The following is a 15583-nucleotide window of genomic DNA, read 5'->3' on the forward strand; positions in this document are numbered from 1 at the left end:
CGCTATTCGCCAAAGGCGTTTCTCAGCCATTGGATGTCGTTTCCGGTGAAGGCTACCACATCGAAACGGCAATCCACAGTGTCAAAGCTCCCATTCTGCCGGGAGAGCCACAGGCGAGCAGCCTGGAGGAGTCTTTGTTGTTTTTTTTGCGTGACGCTGGAGGCGGCATCCCCGTAGCTTGCGCTGCGCCGATAGCGCACTTCCACAAAAACGGTTACCGCGCCATCGCGCATGATGAGGTCAATCTCACCGCCCCGCTCGCGGGCGTTGGCGGCGATAAAATGCAGCCCCCGGCTTTCCAGCCACCGGCGAGCCTGGTTTTCCCAGGCATCTCCGGTCTGTTTGGTTAGTTGGCTGCGACGATCTGTCCGTGTTGGTACTTGAGCCATGACAATTTCCTGTTGATCACGCAGTCCTGCGTGGCCGTCAGATCGCCGGTGTTACCGTTCAGCTCGAAGCCCGGCGTCTGGCGCATCTGGGCGAAATGGTTAGCCAGAGACCAGGCATCCGCGCCCATTGCATACAGGCGAGCCAGTGAGTAATCGTTGCGCACGGCGGAGAGCGCCTGCTGCATCAGCGCCGGGTTGCTGCCGGCCAACATCGGGATCTCACTATACTGCAAACCTTCCATCTCCAGGCGGAAATCCGGACCGGCAGTGCCCTGGGCGCTACGAGAGCTGGCGTACAGGGTGACATTGCTCTGGCTGCCGTTGCGCAGGGCGATCATCGGTTTGATATAGGCAATCTGTTCCGGCGTCGCCAGGATCCAGGCGGCGTCGACGCCACCGCTACTGCTGACCGGGACATCTTCCGGGTTGCCGAGGCTGCTGTCAGACGCTGACGGCAGCGTAGAAACGGGCGTACCGCTCAGAGAGATACCGCTGTTGACGCTGGATTTCAGCTCAGAAGCGGAACCAAAGCGCTGCTGCAGGACGGTTCCGCCACCCAGTTTTAACCACTCGTTGGCGAAGGCGTTCACCACGCGATCGCCGAGCGCGCCGCGAGGCGCCAGCAGCAGCGGCGTTTGTTTGCCCTGATCGTGAATATGGCGCGCCGCGTCACGGGCCTCATCTTCCGGGGAGAGAGCGAAATAGCAAATATTGGCGCGATTTTCGACTTTCTCCGGCTGGTTCAGCGCCAGTACGTTGAGCGAGGTATTGCTCTTGATGACATCCTCGACGTTATCCTTGAGCAGCGGGCCGACGACGAGGGTGGCGCCATCCTGCTGTACCTGCGCGAGCAGCTGACTCATTGGTTGCGTGGTGGTGTCGTAAATTTTCAGTTCAGCCGAAGGGTTGGCCGGGGTGGTGGCAACCGGCTGGGTCTGCGGTGCGCTGACCGCAGGTTGCGCGGTTGTGGCGGTGGCGTCGCTGGTGGCTGACTGCTCCGGCACCGCGGCAGCCTGAGTGGCGGTCGGCGCAGTGACCGGAGCCGGCGCCCGATCGGCCTCTGGCGCCTGTACAGGGACCGGCGCGGTATTGGTTGAGGTCAGGTCACCCACTTCGGCCTGTGAAGGGCTCACGACGTCGCTGCTGGCGACACTGGCGGCCTGCGCAACCTGGGCAGGAACGGCGTTTCCGGTGACGGTCGGCGCGCCATTTTTCGCCGCTTCAAAACCCTGCTGGATGGTACGACCGAAGACGGCGGCCTGGCCGTTGAGCGGCAGCAGGAGGGCGATCTTATTGGTTGAGGCCGGTTTATAATTTTGCATATTCACCAGCGCCGTTGGCAGCATTTTCGCGCCGGGGTTCTGCGGATAGCGGGTTTGCCAGTCTTTCACGCCGGCTTTGAGCAGGGTGGGATCGTTACGGTTGTCAAACCACATGCGTTGCAGATCCAGCCATCCCTGCAGGACGTTCTCATCGGCATTGATGATCAGCGCGTTAGCCTGATCCTGGGTCATTGAGGTGAGCGCTTTCCAGGTCGCGTCGATATTCTGCTGCTGTTGTTTCGGCTGACTCAGCAGCGGCTGCTGGGCGATCAGGGCACGTAGCAGCGTAATTGACGGACGGCCCTGGCTGGCATCAATCTGCGCCTGCCAGTATCGCGGCTGCTGATTCGTCTCGAAGCTTGCCGGATCGAGCTTGCTCAGCAGCGCCTGAGCGCCCTGGAAATCGTTCTGTGCCAGCTTCACTTCGACGGCCAGCAGAGATTGCTCGCGGGCCTGGGTACCGTTGAGATTAGAGGGCAGCTGGTTGAACAGGTCGATGGCCTGCTGCTTTTTGCCTTCCTGTAACAGTGCACGAATGGCGAGTAATTGCCAGTTGGTCTTGCTATCATTCGAGCTTTGCTGCATTTGCTGTAGGTAGTAACTGGAATCTGCCTGTGCCGTACCCTGTAAAAACGCCGTGCTTTGATCCGGGGTATGGGTGCCGCAGCCAGCGAAGATCAAAGCAGCCAGCAGTACGGGCAGACAACGCGCGGGTTTAGAACGAAGAAATGTTGACGGTACCATATGTATCCAGTGATATTTTTTTGGCTCAATGCTCAATATTAATTCGGCAATACGGACGAGACAATGAAACAACACGAATCAGCAGATAATTCTCAGGGGCAGCTCTATATTGTGCCCACTCCGATCGGAAATCTGTCTGATATCACGCAGCGTGCCCTGGAAGTATTACAAGCCGTTGATTTAGTTGCCGCGGAAGATACCCGCCACACCGGTTTGCTGCTCCAGCATTTTGCGATTAACGCCCGTTTATTTGCGCTGCACGACCATAATGAACAGCAAAAAGCTGAAACACTTCTGGCGAAATTAAAAGACGGGCAGAACATTGCGCTGGTGTCTGACGCCGGGACTCCGCTGATCAACGATCCGGGCTATCACCTGGTACGGGCTTGTCGCGAGGCCAATATCCGCGTGGTGCCGCTTCCGGGCCCCTGTGCCGCCATTGCTGCGCTCAGCGCGGCAGGCCTGCCTTCCGATCGTTTCTGCTACGAAGGATTCCTGCCGGCAAAATCAAAAGGACGTCGCGATACGCTGAAGGCGCTGGAAGAAGAGCCGCGTACGCTGATCTTTTACGAATCAACTCACCGTTTACTGGAAAGCCTGGAAGATATCTGCACGGTGCTGGGAGAGTCCCGCTACGTGGTGCTGGCGCGTGAGCTGACCAAAACCTGGGAATCCATTCACGGCGCGCCAATTGGCGAACTGCTGGCGTGGGTGAAAGAGGATGAGAACCGGCGTAAAGGCGAGATGGTACTGATCGTCGAAGGGTTTAAAGCGCAGGAAGAAGCCCTGCCCGCAGACGCGCTGCGTACGCTGGCTCTGCTGCAGGCGGAGCTACCGCTGAAAAAAGCCGCTGCGCTGGCCGCGGAAATTCACGGCGTGAAGAAAAATGCGCTGTATAAATATGCGCTGGAGCAGCAGGGATAAGAGACAGGCCCGGGAACCCCGGGCCATTTATCTTATTTGATCGGCGTGGCTTCAAAAACCAGCGTTTGTAGCGGCTGTAGCGTAATAACCACGGCGTCCTGATAATGCTCCGGAACCGTTGGGTTATTGCCGTAGCGAGCGGTCAGAGTAAACCGGGTTGCTTCGCCCTGAGGAATTTCAAACTCTTTTTTCAGATTCAGGTAGTAACTTTGCGGTTTATCGGAAGGGTTACGCAGTCCCAGTATCGCCTTGTCTTTGCTCCAGGAGGCCCAGCCATACACCTCAAGCGCCGTCGGATCGCCGCCGACCCAGTGTGTATCCACCAGCACGTGGGCATTTTCACGCGACCATTTTGCGGCCTCTGCCAGAACGTCCCACTTGGCTTTGTTCAACATGGACGGCGTGATGTACAGCTCCTGTAGCTGGGTCCCCGTCGCGAAATAGCTCCACACCTGATCGGCAAAATCGCCGTCGCTCTGCACTTTCTCCAGTCCATAATAGGCATTCTCTGCACTGACAATACCATGATACATCAAGGAATTAAGTGGGAATAATGGCCCCTTTCTTACGATTGAGCGCCAGGTTTCCGCGTCGCGATAGGTCATCCACTGCTGTACCGGCGTTCCGGGACCGTACAGATTGATATCATCGCCCTGACGCCAGATCGAATCAGCGTAGAACAGCCATGACGGGCTGGCATCGGTGCCGGTCGTCAGGTTGATAAACAGGTTCGGGTTTGCGCTACGCATGTTGTGTAGCAGGGCGATAGAGGCATCAAAATCGGAAGCAAACGGGCTACCCTCAATATGTGAGTTGGCATTGCCCATGCCGTCCAGTTTGAAGGAGGTGATGTGTTCGTTCTTAATCAGGCTGGCGATCTGTTCATTGAAATTCTTGAAATAGCGAGGCCCTGAGAGCGCAAATTTACCGTCGACCGTTTCAAAACCATACTCTTTGGCATGAGAGACGCGAATATCGCGCGGTTTATTGTAGCCGCCCCACGGTGAGAGCCATAAACCGACGGAACTATGCAGGCTGTCCGCTTTCTCCCTGACCTTGCCGAAACCCTGACTGAATGCCGGGCCAAATAACCATCTGCCGGTACGATCGTCCCAGCCATCATCCAGCAGGAAAGCATCGAGAGGTACGCCGCGGCCGGTAATAAACGCCTTATTCCATTCATCCATACGCCCCAGCACGTCCTGCTCGGTGTAGGTGGTAAAGAAGCCGATGTCCATCCAGCTATTGTAGTGGAGGTAGGGTTTATAAGGGCGCGGGCGAACGGCATCGATAAACTGGTTAACACTGCGGCGCAGCTGGCTGGTTTCCGCCACGGTGCCAAACCAGGTGGTATAGCTCACCGGTGTTTCTGGCTGGACGGGCGTTTTCAGTTCGACGTTGAGATTGGTGGTGCCTTCATAGGCATAAGTATTGACGACAGGCTTATTCGGCAACATGAAAAACGTGTCGGCAATAATCGGCGAACTGTTAATTGCGCCATCGACATAAGGGGCCTGCGCCTGTTTTTTGGTCGGGAAGAAGGTGATTTTCGCGACATTCTGCGCTTTGCCAACGGCGGCAATGGTGTAATCGATACTGGCGTACTTGCCTTTCAGCAGGTTCAGCGTCATGGTCACGTTGAAATCGGGATGGACGTACTCCACCACCAGCGTATTCTCTTTTTTCTCAACGTGGCTGATTTTAAAATCAGCCGTATGGATAACGGTCTCATCCGGTAGCGTCAGAAAGAATGGCTCCTGAGGCGACAGCTGATGGCCGGAATGCGTATCTTTAACCACCACAGCCGAACTGGCATCATCGAATGAGAAAGCCATATTGTCGTTATTCAGTGCATAGTTCGCCGCAAAGGCACTTTGTGAAATAAACAGGGCGAGCAACGAAACATTGAGCGCTTTTTTCATGGGGCAGAGGTCCTTTGTTTTCGTTTTATCAGCGTTCGTCAGCGTTATCCTGTCGTGAATAACGCTGTGGGACAGAGGCGTATCATGACCGCCTGCGAAAGCGATCAGGCTTCAGCGGGGAGCAGTAGACGGCTGGCTGAGCCGCAGACGGTGATTTTGTGTCTGACCACCTCTTTCATGGCATCCATACCGACGCGCATGTAGTAGCGAGGATCGTTACCCTGCGGATTTTCGGCGAACCATTTTTTGACCGCCGCGGCGAAGGCGATTTTTAGCTCGGTGGCGACGTTGACTTTACATACCCCCAGTTCGATGGTGCGGCGAACGTAATCGTCAGGTACGTCGCTTGCGCCGTGCAGCACCAGCGGTACGTCCACGACCTCGCGGATTTCCGCCAGACGCTGGAAGTCAATTTTTGGCGTTTTGCTGTAGAGCCCGTGGGCGGTGCCGATTGCTACCGCAAGACTGTCGACTCCGGTCAATTCAACAAAACGCTTTGCCTCCTGCGGATCGGTCAGAAAAGCGCTTTCAGCATCAACGCTCATATCGTCTTCCACGCCGCCCAGGCGTCCGAGTTCTGCTTCGACGCTGCAATCACGGGCATGGCAAAAATCCACGACCGATTTCACCAGCCGGACATTCTCTGCAAACGGGAAATGGCTACCATCGATCATGGCGCTACGAACGCCGGCATTTACTTTACGGGTAATATCTTCCAGCGATTCGTGATGATCGAGATGCAGCGCCAGCGGCATGTCGTAGGTAGTGGAGTAAGCGCTGCATAGCGCATAGATCTCCTCCAGCGCGATGTGCTTAAACGTGCCCGGCGTTCCTGCGAGGATCACCGGCGATCGCATTTCACTGCAGACTTCAAGGATCGCCTGGATCGTCTCGGCGTTATGAATGTTGAATGCCGGTACCGCATAGCCTTTTGCCTGGGCATCCAGCAGGAGATATTTCGTCGAAATAATACTCATGATGCGTTCCTCTCAAGCATTCCAGGGGTGAATGACAACACCTTGCACCACGCGGTTAACCGTACCGCTGGCGGAAGGGGTATCCGGGGTATTACCAACGCGGATAGATTGTGCGAGCGCAAACGTCTGGGCATACATCAGGAAGCAGAACGCCTGCTCGACATCGCTAAAGGTGCGGGAAGAAGACGGTAACAGGATGTGTGGGCCGGCTTCGACGGCGGCGTCGCTTTCGGCCGCTATTGCTACCACGCGCATGGCCTGGTTGTCGCGACGCAGCTCGGCCAGTAGATCGAGATCGTACTGGCGGGTATAGGGATGGCTGGACACCATCACCACCACCAGCGTTTCATTATCCACCAGCGATTTAGGTCCGTGGCGAAAGCCGACAGGGGAGTCATAAAACGCCGCCAGCTTACCGGCGGTCAGCTCCAGGACCTTGAGGGCCGATTCACGAGCCGCGCCCTGTAATCCGCCGCTGCCAAGATAGACGATCCGTTTCCACGGCTCATAACCAAACACCCCATCGCTAAAATCACCCAGCGACGTGAGGATCGTTTGGCAACGATCCGCTACGTCACGGAAGGTTTTGCTGTTGATCGTCTCCGGCGCGAATACCGCAAGGCAGCTTGCCATCATGGTGGTGATACTGCTGGTCATTGCGAAGCCGCGGTCATGTGTTTCTGCCGGCATCAATAGCGCAAAGGCGTTATCGCGGTTCACCGCATTTTGGTACAGGCTGCCGGCTTCATTACAGGTAATCGACAGGTGGTAGCATTCCGGTACGAACTGATTGGCCAGCTCAACGGCGGCGACGCTCTCCGGGCTATTGCCGGAGCGGGCAAAGGAGACCAGCAGCAGCGGATGTGCGGCGTTAAAATAGTCCATGGGGTTGGTGACCAGGTCCGTCGTTGGGATCGCGCTGATATTTTTTCCGCTCTGGCGCGACAGCCAGGGCGCGATGATCTCGCCGATAAAGGCGGAGGTGCCAGCACCAGTCAGGACAATCCGCAGATCGTTTTTGCGCAGCAGCGGGGCGAGGAAGCTGTCGATCGTTGCACGATTATTGTCGATGTTATTGAGTGAGCGAAGCCAGCAGGAGGGCTGTTGACGAATCTCTGCTTCAGTCCAGGTGCCAGTCGAGGCAAAGGCGGCGGTATAGGTTTCAGGCATAACTCAGTCCTTAGTCGTGTGAATTCCACATCAGACGCTGGCAAAAATGTCGCTATCTTTCGTTTCGTTTCACTTATTCATGTAATCAGTTAGATAAAATCTATAGGAAAGAAATCGAAAGTTCAATGGAAGAAATTAGAAATAAAACGAAAACTGTGATCTTTGAAGTTATGATGTTTTTATGTGACTGATAAACAATAAATTATGTGTTTTTATTGTCAGACTGGCGTTATTTCAGAAAGAAAGGAAAAGGCCTTTCGGTACAACGCCGAAGGCCAATGTGATACATAACGAAAGGATTAAAGGGAGAGCGCCTGTCCCTGAATCCAGATTTTTTGCAGCTGCAGGCTGTCATCCAGCGCAATAACGTTGGCGTATTTTCCCGCCCGCAGCGATCCCAGCCGATCGTCGATACCCAACAGACGAGCAGGGTGGAGCGATGCCATATGAATGGCCTGTTCTGGCGTGGCGCCTGCTTGTTCAACCATGTTGCGAACGGCGGCATCAAGAGAGAGCGTGCTGCCCGCGAGGCCACCGGAAGCGGTACGTACGATGCCCTTACGCATTTCTACCTCTTCGCCGCACAACGAATAGTGGCCATCCGGCATGCCGGCTGCCTGCATCGCATCGGTGATCAGGACCAGCCTCTCTCTGGCACAGCTGCAACACAGCTGCATGGCGGCAGGATGGACATGATGACCATCGGCGATAAGTTCCAGCCATGCATGCCGGGTGGTTAACCCGGCACCGACCATGCCAGGCTCCCGATGATGTAATCCGCTCATGCCGTTGTAGCAATGCACCAGCCCGTCAGCGCCTGCGGTAAACGCCGCTCGGGTCTGTGCATAGGTGGCAGCGCTATGGCCCAGCATGACGCGGATACCCTGCTGTTTAAGATGGCGAATAGCCCGTATGGCATCCGGTTTTTCCGGTGCCAGGGCCACGACCCGCAGCGTTTGCCGGGAGCGAGCAATCAACGTATCCAGCTCGGCGATATCCAGTTCACGGAACAACTCGGGTGGATGGGCGCCTTTATTTTCTGGCGTAAAGTAGGGGCCTTCAAGATAGCTCCCCAATACCAGGGCGCCGGGGCCGCCGGAAAGCGTGCGCCGGGCGATACGTTCCAGCGCACCGTGGATGGCCTGCAACGGCGCGGTGACGGTAGTCGGGAGCCAGGCCCCCACTCCCTCGCGAGTTTTATACATCGCCAGCCTGTCGAGTGCTTCCGGTGCCTCGTCCATCACATCAATACCCGCGCCGCCGTGGACATGCGTATCGATGTAGGCCGGGCAAAGCAGATCGGCATCGCGCGCGGTGACGCCAACCGGAACGGGCTCGATGGCGGTGATAACGCCCGCTTCCATCCGAAGCTGATGATCGGCAAGCCAGCCCTGCTCGGTTAGCAAGCGTCTGGCACGCAGAATTTGCGTCATATTCCTTCCTCAACCGGTTTTTCTTCGCGACAGCGCGCCAGTTCATCGACCAGGCTGGTTAACCCGCGATGCCCGCATTCCAGCGCCTGCAGGCGAAACGCCTCGCTGTTCAGCCCCTCGCGTTCCAGCACCATTTCAAGCAGTAGCTGCAAATTCGTGCCGGTAATCACCTCGCGCCCGGTTTTTTGCATTGCCAGCGTCGAGGCTACGCGAAAGGGGGTTCCCCCCAGGAGATCGGTCAGAAAAACGATATCGTCCTGAGCATCCAGTGCGTTGACTGCCTGCTCAAGCTGCGCAGTCAGCAGGGCCGTGGTTGAGGTTTCTGGAAAGTCGATGGCAATAAACTGCGATTGTTCACCCAGAATTTGTTTCATCGCCATTTCCATACCGCTGGCAAAGCCGCCATGCCCCGTCAAAATAATGCCTAACATCGGATACCTCTTTGTTTTTACAGGAAGTGGCAGAATTTACCCACAACGCCCAGCACAACGGTGAGCGCGATGAGGCGCAACGGACTCCAGCCGCGACGCACCAGCCAGAACATGGTCAGGGTATAAACCAGTGGAAGAAACGCCGGCATCAGTTTATCGATGACATCGGTTTGCAGTTTCACCACCGCATCACCCGCGGTGATCTCCAGCGTAGTGCTGAGACGGACATAGGTGGCCACCAGCGCGCCAATGACCGTCATGCCAACAATAGACGCCGCGTGTCCGACTTTTTTGGTATTGGCTTTAATCAAAGGGATCGCCGCCACGCCCATACGATACGCGTAGTGTGCAAGACCAAAGCGCAATCCGAGATGTACCACGTTAAACAGCACAATAAACACCACCGCGCCGAGGATAGAGCCTTGTAGCGCGAGGCTGGCCCCAATCCCGCCGCAAATGGGCAGTAGCGTCAGCCAGAACATTGCATCGCCAATCCCGCCGAGCGGGGCACCCACGGCAATTTTGGTGCTCTGAATGCTGTTGACATCCTGCTTGGAACGTTCCATGGCGAGAATGATGCCGATAACAAAAGTCACCAGAAAAGGATGGGTGTTGAAGAACCCCATATGCCCTTTCATGGCTCGTGCCAGGTCGCGTTGGTTGGTATGGATCTTTTTCAACGCGGGCAGCAGACCGTACAGCCAGCCTGAAGCCTGCATACGTTCATAGTTGAAGGAGGCCTGTAAAAGCATGGACCGCCAGGCGACGCGGTTAATGTCTTTTTTCGTCAGCTCCGCACCGAGACTCTGGTCTTCGTAGACGTTTTCATTCACGCCGGAAAGCAACGTCTCTTCAGGAGCGGAGACGCCTGGCAGAGTGGTTTGATTAGATGCCATCTTCGAATTCCTCTTTCTGTGCCGCAGAAGCAGTCGGTTCAGGAGATTTACGCAGCAGGTCTATTAACGCCATTGCCAGCGCCGCGGCGGCAATGGCCAGCACCGGTAGCTTCAGCCAGGCAGCGGCGACAAAACCGATGATAAAATAGGGGATATAGACGTTTTTCATCATGATTTTCAGCAGAACAGCGAAGCCGATAGCAGGCATAATGCCGCCAGCCACGCCGAGACCGTCAATCAGGCGCTCAGGCAGAACATCAATGGCCGTTTTCGCATGTTCCGCGCCGAAATAGATCGGCAGAAAAGCACAGAGAAAATAGAAAATCCCCAGCGCCAGCAGCGCCAGATAGTTAACCCGTTCAATACCGCGGGTATCAGCATTCGCTGCCATACGGTCGCAGCGAGACATCACCCCTGACATCACCGAGAACAGGAAGGTGATCCCCATTTGTACTGCGACGGCGAAGGGCACGGCGACACCGACGGCAACGTCAGGTTTCACGCCGGTAGTAATGGCAAAGGTGGTGCCGACGATGGTACCGATAATCACGTTTGGCGGCTGAGCGCCGGCCAGCGGTGCCAGCCCCATCCAGACCAGTTCCAGCGTACCGCCGGTTAAAATGCCGGTATGCAGATCGCCCAGAATCAGGCCAACCAGCGGGCCGAGCACCACCGGACGGTGCATATGTGTCAAACCATTGAACATATCCAGGCCCGCAATAAAGGCCAGAATGCCCAACGCAAATGCCTGCAACAGACTGATTTCCATTATGAATCCCTCAGAGTAGTTTAAAGAGATCCAAAGCGGGTTCTGTCGGAACGCCCTGAACAAAGCATTCCACCCCGGCGGCCTTCAGGCCGTTAAACGCCGCAATATCGTCAGCGTCTACAGAAACCGTTTTGGCAATGTGTTGTTTGCCATTGGCGTAGTGCATATTGCCTACGTTGATACGTGTGACGGGAACGCCGCCTTCGACCAGGCGTAAGAAATCTGCTGGCGTTTTGCAGACCAGTAGAATCTTTTGTCGATCGGCGGCGCGGTGGATATTGTCGATAACCTTTTGCAGTGACCAGAAGCGTACGGCGATCCCTTCTGCCAGGACCATTTCCATCAGGTTTTGCTGCACCGGGTCTTCAGCAACCTCATCATTGGCCACCAGTACCAGGTTTGCTCCCGCAAATCCGACCCACTGGACACCTACCTGACCGTGGATCAAACGTTCATCAATACGGCTTAAGACAATGTTTGGCATCGCGTTTTCCTCTTCGTTGTTATGCGTTATGGGACGTAACGCCCACACAGGCGGCGTGGTACTGCTGCAGTATGTCCTGAATGTGATCGAGGATGAGTTCTCGCGGCTCCGCCTTGAGATCGCCCTCGCGAACTTTGATGTACTGCAGCGGCATATACTGACTGAGGAGCGGCAGCGGGAGCGGCCAGTCCGCGAGATTACGCACCAGGCGGGCAAACGCCTCATCGATTTGCCGATCCGGCCAGTAGTAGCGCACGCGGTCTGAATAGCTATAGCCTCGCGCCAGACGTCGCGCATGACCATCGCCGTGATAGTGGTTTTGCCAGTATTCCGGGCGATCGAGCATCACGTTTTCCAGCACCTGACGCAGCCCGGAGCAGGCCTTCGCAGGCAGCAGCTCCTCCTCTATTGCCGCCAGTGAGAACAGCGCTTCACGCAGGGCGAAGGTGAGCGCCGGGCCAACCTTCAAAATAGCAAAGTGATCTTTAACCAGCTGCCGCAGCGCCTGCGGCGTCTGGTAATCGGTCGAGTGGGCTTCAAAGACCAGCGCGTCATAGTCTTCAACCATGGCGCTAAGCGCTTCGGCTTGCTGGGGTTGATAGTCGATAATATGCGTGTGATCGAATTCGACGCCAGGCTGGACCACTAATCCGATGATACGTGGCCAGATGTGGGTCAGCCCGCGTAGCTCAAAGGCATGTCGATGTGCTTCCAGCGTCGCACGCGCGGCATCAGGCGTCGTAACCTGTAGCTCGGTCAGGGTTTCATGAGCCCCGCCTGGGACGGGGACTTCGGTGCCGATGACGTAGACCAGGTCAGATTCACCGAAACGTTCACGGCAGGTCTCTTCCGCCACCGCGGCCAGGCGCGCGGCGCGTTCAGCGACGATGTCATCGGTTAACGGCAGCGGATCACCTTCGCAGGACATACTGCAATCGAGGTGGATCTTCTTAAAACCGGCGGCGACGTAGCTTTTTATTAAATCATCGGCATTCGCCATCGCCTGGGCGGCAGGCAGGGTTTGCCAGCGGTTGGGCCCAAGGTGATCGCCGCCGAGGATCAGCTGTGATTGGGGAAAATCGAGCGAGTCGGCGAGCTGGTGGACAAAACCGCGGAAATCGGCCGGCGTCATGCCGGTATAACCGCCGAACTGATCGACCTGATTGGATGTGGCTTCAATCAGTAACGGGGTTTGCTGCGCCCGGGCGTAACGAATGGCGGCCTCAAGTACCAGTGGATGGGCGGAACAGACGGCATAAATACCGTTGCCTCTACCTTGTTTATGCTGCGCCACCATTTTTGTCAGATGTTTCACTTTCCTCTCCATTTCGGATGGTAATGAGATTAATCTTTCGTTTTGTTTCATTTAATACTGCATCATGGTGATGTAAAAATAAAACGAAAGATAATAGTTTTCCGATCTGTTTCACAAAAGAAACATAATGAAAGGTTTCAGCGAGGGGCGTTGCGCTGCTCTCTGCCTTTATGGGGCTTGCATTCCGTTAAAAGAAAGGTGTTAATAGACCAAACGAAATGAAACGAAAGATTTGATGAAAGGAATACTTATGAGCGGTACCGACTCTTCTGCAGATAAGCGCATCAGCGGCACCAGTGAAAGGCGTGAGCAGATTATCCAGCGCTTACGGCAGCAGGGAAGCGTGCAGGTGAACGATCTTTCTCTTTTATACGGTGTCTCGACGGTGACGATTCGCAACGATCTGGCCTTCCTTGAAAAACAAGGTATTGCGGTTCGCGCTTACGGCGGCGCGCTGATCTGCGACGGGACAATGCCGGCTCCCGAACCGTCGGTGGAAGATAAAAGTTCGCTCAATACCGCGGTGAAGCGCAGCATCGCGCGGGCGGCGGTAGAACTGATTCAACCGGGGCATCGTATTATTCTCGATTCCGGGACCACCACCTATGAAATCGCCCGTCTGTTGCATCAACATACGGACATTATTGCGATGACCAATGGGATGAATGTGGCGAATGCGCTGCTGGATGCTGAAGGGGTGGAACTGTTAATGACCGGGGGACATCTGCGCCGTCAGTCGCAGTCGTTTTATGGCGATCAGGCCGAGCAGTCTTTACTGAATTACCACTTCGATATGCTTTTTCTCGGCGTCGACGCCATCGACCTCGATCGCGGTGTGAGTACCCACAATGAAGATGAAGCCCGCCTGAACCGGCGGATGTGTGAAGTGGCGGAACGCATTATCGTCGTCACCGATTCCACCAAATTTAATCGTTCGAGTCTGCATAAGATCATCGATACGCAACGCATTGATATGATTATTGTCGATGAAGGCATTCCGACGGAAAGTCTGGAAGGGCTGCGCAAGAGCGGGATTGATGTGCGACTGGTGAAGCGCCAGGACGCGGCATAGACCCCCTTCCCGAGGGGGAGAGGGTCTGCGGTCAGGCGGCTGGCACCGTGCCGCCCGAGGGGCAATCAGGTCACCGGCGCCGGGTTAAAGACCGCCAGCTGATTATACAGGCCCCACCGATCGGAGAAGGTTTTCTTACGGCCGCTGGCGACATCAAGAATAAACCCGAACAGCTTCTGGCCAACCTCTTCAATCGTCTCTTCGCCGGTGGCGATAGTCCCGGCGTTGATATCCATTAAGTCATACCAGCGGTTTGCCAGCTCGGTGCGGGTTGCCATCTTGATGACCGGCACGGCGACCAGACCATACGGCGTGCCGCGCCCGGTTGTAAACACCTGAACCGTAATCCCCGAAGCAACCTGCTGAGTGCCGCAGACAAAGTCGCTGGCCGGGGTAGCCGCAAAGATCAGGCCGCGTTTGGTTGGGCGCTGGCCTGGTGAGAGGACCTCGGCAATCGCGCTCTTGCCGGATTTGGCGATCGAACCCAGCGCCTTTTCCACTACGTTCGCCAGGCCGCCCTTTTTATTACCGGGGGAGGGATTGGCGCTGCGATCGGTTTGACCTGAATCGAGGTAGTTATCGTACCAGGCCATCTCTTCGAGCAGACGCTTACCCACTTCTTCGTTGATCGCCCGCGGCGTCAGCAGATGGATAGCATCGCGAACCTCAGTGACCTCAGAGAACATGACGGTGGCGCCGCAGCGGACCAGCAGATCGGAAGCGTAGCCCACCGCCGGATTGGCGGTCACGCCGGAAAAGGCATCGCTGCCGCCGCACTGCATGCCCACCACCAGCTCAGAGGCCGGACAGGTTTCACGCTGGCGGGCATTCAGTTTTGTCAGATGCCGTTCCGCTACCTGCAAAATATCGTCAACCATTGACTGGAACCCGACATGCTGTTCATCCTGCAGGCGGATGATACTGGCGCTGTCGACGGCGATGGGCTGAACATCTTCGGTGCCCTGGAGCAGGCGTTCCGGCTGGAGCTTTTCACAGCCGAGCCCAACCACCATGACTTCACCGCCGAAATTGGGGTTTAGCGCCAGATTATGGATCGTGCGAATAGGGATCACGGCGGCCGGGGCGTTGATCGCCACGCCGCAGCCATACAGGTGGTTGAGACCGACCACACCGTCGACATTCGGGTATTTCGGCAGCAGGTCTCGTTCAATAATTTTCACCACATAGTCGACGACGCCCGCGACGCAGTGCACGCTGGTAGTGATACCGAGCAGGTTTCTGGTGCCGACGCTGCCATCGGCGTTGCGATACCCTTCAAAGGTGTAACCGGTCAGCGCAGGCAGAGGCTCCGGAACTTTGTTTGCCAGCGGTAGCGTGTTCAGCGGCGGCGCTTTCGGCAGTTCAACCAGCGATTCGTCAATCCAGCTACCCTGCGGGATGTCGCGCACCGCGTAGCCAATGACCTCGCCATAGCGGATGATTTCACCGCCTACAGGAATATCAACCAATGCTACTTTGTGACCTTGCGGGATATGTTCGATGAGCGTCAGCCCGTCAGGGAAACGCGTTCCGGCTTTTAAACCTCGATCGTTAACAATAATCGCTACATTATCCGTTTGGTGTACTTTTATATAAAACGCCGTCGGCGATTCCTGTCTGATTTCAATGTCGGCCATTGTCCAGTATTCTCCAGCAAGGTGCGAATAATAAAATAAAACGGCTATTCAGTTTCTGATGAACGAATTTCTTCGGCAAAGAATGTCAGGTGTTTTGA

Annotated in this window: 14 protein-coding genes; 2 read left to right on the forward strand and 12 right to left on the reverse strand. The window is 55.9% G+C overall.

The features are described 5' to 3' along the window. Nucleotides 1-2: 2 nt before the first annotated feature. Both DSD31_RS03050 and DSD31_RS03055 read right to left on the reverse strand, forming a co-directional pair. Complete coding sequence (locus DSD31_RS03050) at nt 3-389, reverse strand: YraN family protein (protein WP_004868021.1); 387 nt, start codon at nt 387-389, stop codon at nt 3-5. Next, the gene (locus DSD31_RS03055; protein WP_015585668.1) at nt 347-2455 is read right to left on the reverse strand and encodes a penicillin-binding protein activator; all 2109 of its coding nucleotides are present in this window, start codon (nt 2453-2455) and stop codon (nt 347-349) included. Before DSD31_RS03055 ends, DSD31_RS03050 begins: the two co-directional genes overlap by 43 nt. Before the next feature lie 63 nt (nt 2456-2518). On the opposite strand from DSD31_RS03055, the gene rsmI reads away from it, so the two are divergent. Beyond that, nucleotides 2519-3379: a 16S rRNA (cytidine(1402)-2'-O)-methyltransferase gene (rsmI, locus tag DSD31_RS03060; protein ID WP_015585669.1), complete on the forward strand. Its 861-nt coding sequence runs from the start codon at nt 2519-2521 to the stop codon at nt 3377-3379. A gap of 32 nt (nt 3380-3411) precedes the next feature. On the opposite strand, the gene DSD31_RS03065 is transcribed toward rsmI, so the two are convergent. The 9 genes from DSD31_RS03065 to kbaZ form a co-directional block, all read right to left on the reverse strand. Beyond that, nucleotides 3412-5301, reverse strand: coding sequence for an alpha-galactosidase (locus tag DSD31_RS03065; RefSeq protein WP_015585670.1), 1890 nt, complete (start codon nt 5299-5301; stop codon nt 3412-3414). A 104-nt stretch (nt 5302-5405) separates the two neighbouring features. Next, nucleotides 5406-6278: a tagatose-bisphosphate aldolase subunit KbaY gene (gene kbaY, locus DSD31_RS03070; RefSeq protein WP_048023314.1), complete on the reverse strand. Its 873-nt coding sequence runs from the start codon at nt 6276-6278 to the stop codon at nt 5406-5408. A 12-nt stretch (nt 6279-6290) separates the two neighbouring features. After that, nucleotides 6291-7448, reverse strand: coding sequence for an AgaS family sugar isomerase (locus DSD31_RS03075; protein WP_048023316.1), 1158 nt, complete (start codon nt 7446-7448; stop codon nt 6291-6293). Nucleotides 7449-7747: 299 nt separating this feature from the next. Further along, nucleotides 7748-8881, reverse strand: coding sequence for an N-acetylglucosamine-6-phosphate deacetylase (gene nagA / locus DSD31_RS03080; protein ID WP_015585673.1), 1134 nt, complete (start codon nt 8879-8881; stop codon nt 7748-7750). Then, nucleotides 8878-9312 (reverse strand): PTS galactosamine/N-acetylgalactosamine transporter subunit IIA, encoded by a 435-nt coding sequence (agaF, locus tag DSD31_RS03085; RefSeq protein ID WP_015585674.1) that lies wholly within the window; start codon nt 9310-9312, stop codon nt 8878-8880. Before agaF ends, nagA begins: the two co-directional genes overlap by 4 nt. Before the next feature lie 17 nt (nt 9313-9329). Beyond that, nucleotides 9330-10208, reverse strand: a complete 879-nt coding sequence (gene agaE / locus DSD31_RS03090) for a PTS N-acetylgalactosamine transporter subunit IID (RefSeq protein ID WP_015585675.1) — start codon at nt 10206-10208, stop codon at nt 9330-9332. Next, the gene (agaW, locus tag DSD31_RS03095) at nt 10198-10977 is read right to left on the reverse strand and encodes a PTS N-acetylgalactosamine transporter subunit IIC (protein WP_015585676.1); all 780 of its coding nucleotides are present in this window, start codon (nt 10975-10977) and stop codon (nt 10198-10200) included. Before agaW ends, agaE begins: the two co-directional genes overlap by 11 nt. Nucleotides 10978-10987: 10 nt before the next feature. Then, nucleotides 10988-11461 carry a PTS N-acetylgalactosamine transporter subunit IIB gene (agaV, locus tag DSD31_RS03100; protein WP_015585677.1) on the reverse strand — a complete coding sequence of 158 codons (474 nt, stop codon included), beginning with the start codon at nt 11459-11461 and terminating at the stop codon, nt 10988-10990. A 19-nt stretch (nt 11462-11480) separates the two neighbouring features. Further along, a complete protein-coding gene (gene kbaZ, locus DSD31_RS03105) occupies nt 11481-12788 on the reverse strand; it encodes a tagatose-bisphosphate aldolase subunit KbaZ (RefSeq protein WP_071984184.1) in 1308 nt (435 codons plus the stop codon). A 238-nt stretch (nt 12789-13026) separates the two neighbouring features. Between kbaZ and DSD31_RS03115 the strand changes: the two genes are divergently transcribed. Then, nucleotides 13027-13848: a DeoR family transcriptional regulator gene (locus DSD31_RS03115; RefSeq protein ID WP_004867990.1), complete on the forward strand. Its 822-nt coding sequence runs from the start codon at nt 13027-13029 to the stop codon at nt 13846-13848. A gap of 65 nt (nt 13849-13913) precedes the next feature. On the opposite strand, the gene garD is transcribed toward DSD31_RS03115, so the two are convergent. Then, nucleotides 13914-15485, reverse strand: a complete 1572-nt coding sequence (gene garD, locus DSD31_RS03120; RefSeq protein ID WP_088883610.1) for a galactarate dehydratase — start codon at nt 15483-15485, stop codon at nt 13914-13916. Between the last annotated feature and the right edge of the window lie 98 nt (nt 15486-15583).

Origin of the sequence: Klebsiella sp. X13 (assembly GCF_003323835.1) — a bacterium.
Classification (GTDB): domain Bacteria; phylum Pseudomonadota; class Gammaproteobacteria; order Enterobacterales; family Enterobacteriaceae; genus Klebsiella; species Klebsiella ornithinolytica.

Bases quoted from the DNA above. Each gene is read 5' to 3' on its own strand.
- DSD31_RS03050 (WP_004868021.1), bottom strand. From the start codon at position 389: ATGGCTCAAGTACCAACACGGACAGATCGTCGCAGCCAACTAACCAAA.
- DSD31_RS03055 (WP_015585668.1), bottom strand. From the start codon at position 2,455: ATGGTACCGTCAACATTTCTTCGTTCTAAACCCGCGCGTTGTCTGCCC.
- rsmI (WP_015585669.1), top strand. From the start codon at position 2,519: ATGAAACAACACGAATCAGCAGATAATTCTCAGGGGCAGCTCTATATT.
- DSD31_RS03065 (WP_015585670.1), bottom strand. From the start codon at position 5,301: ATGAAAAAAGCGCTCAATGTTTCGTTGCTCGCCCTGTTTATTTCACAA.
- kbaY (WP_048023314.1), bottom strand. From the start codon at position 6,278: ATGAGTATTATTTCGACGAAATATCTCCTGCTGGATGCCCAGGCAAAA.
- DSD31_RS03075 (WP_048023316.1), bottom strand. From the start codon at position 7,448: ATGCCTGAAACCTATACCGCCGCCTTTGCCTCGACTGGCACCTGGACT.
- nagA (WP_015585673.1), bottom strand. From the start codon at position 8,881: ATGACGCAAATTCTGCGTGCCAGACGCTTGCTAACCGAGCAGGGCTGG.
- agaF (WP_015585674.1), bottom strand. From the start codon at position 9,312: ATGTTAGGCATTATTTTGACGGGGCATGGCGGCTTTGCCAGCGGTATG.
- agaE (WP_015585675.1), bottom strand. From the start codon at position 10,208: ATGGCATCTAATCAAACCACTCTGCCAGGCGTCTCCGCTCCTGAAGAG.
- agaW (WP_015585676.1), bottom strand. From the start codon at position 10,977: ATGGAAATCAGTCTGTTGCAGGCATTTGCGTTGGGCATTCTGGCCTTT.
- agaV (WP_015585677.1), bottom strand. From the start codon at position 11,461: ATGCCAAACATTGTCTTAAGCCGTATTGATGAACGTTTGATCCACGGT.
- kbaZ (WP_071984184.1), bottom strand. From the start codon at position 12,788: ATGGAGAGGAAAGTGAAACATCTGACAAAAATGGTGGCGCAGCATAAA.
- DSD31_RS03115 (WP_004867990.1), top strand. From the start codon at position 13,027: ATGAGCGGTACCGACTCTTCTGCAGATAAGCGCATCAGCGGCACCAGT.
- garD (WP_088883610.1), bottom strand. From the start codon at position 15,485: ATGGCCGACATTGAAATCAGACAGGAATCGCCGACGGCGTTTTATATA.